3 protein-coding genes are annotated in these 2,432 nt (G+C 53.8%); all 3 read left to right on the forward strand.

Annotated features, from left to right (window positions below; translation table 11 throughout):
- Positions 1-361: 361 nt before the first annotated feature.
- The 3 genes from HNQ59_RS19240 (at position 362) to HNQ59_RS19250 (ending at position 2,376) form a co-directional block, all read left to right on the forward strand.
- A complete protein-coding gene (locus HNQ59_RS19240; protein ID WP_184042008.1) occupies positions 362-844 on the forward strand; it encodes a hypothetical protein in 483 nt (160 codons plus the stop codon).
- 63 nt (positions 845-907) lie between these two features.
- Positions 908-1,699, forward strand: a complete 792-nt coding sequence (locus HNQ59_RS19245; protein WP_184042009.1) for a hypothetical protein — start codon at positions 908-910, stop codon at positions 1,697-1,699.
- 323 nt (positions 1,700-2,022) lie between these two features.
- Complete coding sequence (locus HNQ59_RS19250) at positions 2,023-2,376, forward strand: hypothetical protein (RefSeq protein ID WP_184042010.1); 354 nt, start codon at positions 2,023-2,025, stop codon at positions 2,374-2,376.
- The last annotated feature ends 56 nt before the right edge of the window (positions 2,377-2,432 follow it).

A 2,432-nucleotide genomic window follows, 5' to 3' on the forward strand; every position in this document is an offset into this window, starting at 1 on the left:
GGATCAGGGCTTGGTTGTAGGCTTTCCAGTTGATCGTGCGGTAACGTTTCGGAGCGGGCTTGGTCATGCCACTATCTTACCAAGCCACGCTGAGGGAGGGTTTGCGCAACAGCGCCTAGTTTAAGTAATCAGTGGGGCCAGAGTCATTGATTCAGGATCTCCCGACAAAAGCTGATCAGCAGGTCTATTCGGGGAATGGTGTCGCCGCCGTGGACTGGCGTCGTCCTTTACACCCCCCCTGCTAATCCGCCAGCCCTGTTGATCAGGCTGGCCGTTTTTTATGAGTTTCGTTTTTTATGGGTTGTATAGATAGCCGCTAAAAAAGCCCCCTCGCCCCCAGCGGCTTGGCGGGGGTAAAGCGATGGCAGGGCAGGCTGAATCAGCCCGCCCACTGCGCCAACCCGCAACCCTCCCGGACACCAACACCGACGACCACTACGACCCGGTCGAGGAATCCAAGGGCTGGTCAAGAAACTATGGCCGGCACATTGGCGAGCCGGCAGGAGCCGCGCCAGAACGGATTGTGGCGGATAGGGCAGCCACCTTGCCTGAAGCCTATCAGTACACCTATCGACTCAGTGAGCTATCGACCAAGGATCGCGTATCCCTTGAACAAGGATTTGGTGGTGCATTCAACCGGGTCGAGGGTGACAATGTTGTCTTTGGCATTGCGCCGGAAGATCAAGCGGCAATTGCGCAAGCCAGGGGAGACGCAGCCAAGCAGGCCACGTTGTACAATCAAAGCCGCATTGCCTTGGCAAACGAAATGGGTGTCTCGCTCGCACCAACCGTTGCGAATGCATGGCAGCTGGGGCTTTATGGCGAAAGCACCGGGCAACTCTAACAGCAGCTATTTGACCAGCATCTTGGCAAGCAAGCTGGATCATGGGGTGTTGATGCCCTTAAGGTGCCTTATAATTTTGCGTTGAATGCGGTTGAAGGGGCCGTAAACTTCCTATTCAATGGTGCCAGTGTGCCTGGGTTGCCGGACTATATGGGTTTCCTGGAGCCGCTTAAGGCAAACTACTACAACCCGACAGGCGGATTGTTGGAAGTGGGGATGGGTGTATTGTCTTTACGTGGCGTTGGTGGGAGATCGACAGCGCTGCTGGAAACGGCGGAAGCCGGTAATGCGCGGTATCGGGTAGTGGATAGGTCGATGCTGACGCCGGGGCAGCGGTTGGGGCGTGTGAACGGGGTGTCGAACAACGCAATGCGTTTGTCGTCTACAGGTGGGCGCAACATAACTCCACTCAGAGAGGTTCAAATTGATGAGGCTACCACTTTTGCTAGGAAGCTCGGATTTGACGGGCCTGTTGACTATCGCCCGTTGGATCGTGGGTACAACACCAGCTATAGCAACTGGGACTGGCTAATTATCTCGGATGATTTGCTGCCTAATACGATGGGAAACATGGCTAACTCTCGTATGTCGTGGAAAGCAGCACTGGGTCATGAACTGGTTGGCCATGGTCAATCTAATTGGGCCGGTAGATCCTTTGAGGCCGGTAGCTTGTTGGACGAAGTCCAAGCCAGTGCACGCGCATCTAGACACACTCCTGAGCTCTTTAGCTTAGAGCGCTATCAATTGCGTCGCGATGCAATTGAGCGGATAAAAATGCACAATCAACAAAACGGCACCAACCTTGGCTGGCGTGACCTAAGAGATCAGCTTTGGCTTGATCCATATAGTAATTGAGGACTAAGACCATGAACGAAAGGAATGGAAAAACACCTGAGGACAGAAAGCGTCTACTTGATGCGATGGAGAAAAATCGCGACGGGCAAGAGCCTGTTCTGTGCGATATTTGCCACGATACAATTCGCCTCGAATTAGATGCAAGCGGACATGTCATTAGGACTGGATGTTCGTGCGGCAAATTCAATGCAAACTTCAGACCCATCTAACTGCTGCATGTAGCGGTGAAGCTTTATGGCGAAAGTACCGGGCAACTCCAACAGCAGCTATTTGACCAGCATCTTGGCAAGCAAGCTGGATCATGGGGTGTTGATGCCCTTAAGGTGCCTTATAATTTTGCGTTGAATGCGGTTGAAGGGGCCGTAAACTTCCTATTCAATGGTGCCAGTGTGCCAGTGTGCCAGTGTGCCAGTGTGCCTGGGTTGCCGGACTATATGGGTTTCCTGGAACCGCTTAAGGCAAACTACTACAACCCGACAGCCGGATTGTTGGAAGTGGGGATGGGTGTATTGTCTTTACGTGGCGTTGGTGGGAGATCGACAGCGCTGCTGGAAACGGCGGAAGCCGGTAATGCGCGGTATCGGGCAGTGGAGATGTCGATGCTGTCACCGGGGCAGCGGATTGGGCGTGGGGGTGGGGTGACCTTTCCCCACCACGGTATACCAAGAATTAGTTAGCATGGAGGGCGATAGGAGCTCACATGCGCAAGGCGAGATTCAACGAAGTCCAGATC

Source organism: Chitinivorax tropicus (assembly GCF_014202905.1).
Classification (GTDB): domain Bacteria; phylum Pseudomonadota; class Gammaproteobacteria; order Burkholderiales; family SCOH01; genus Chitinivorax; species Chitinivorax tropicus.

What these genes read in the sequence shown, in the direction of transcription:
- HNQ59_RS19240 (WP_184042008.1), top strand. Translation starts at nt 362, where the DNA reads ATGGCAGGGCAGGCTGAATCAGCCCGCCCACTGCGCCAACCCGCAACC.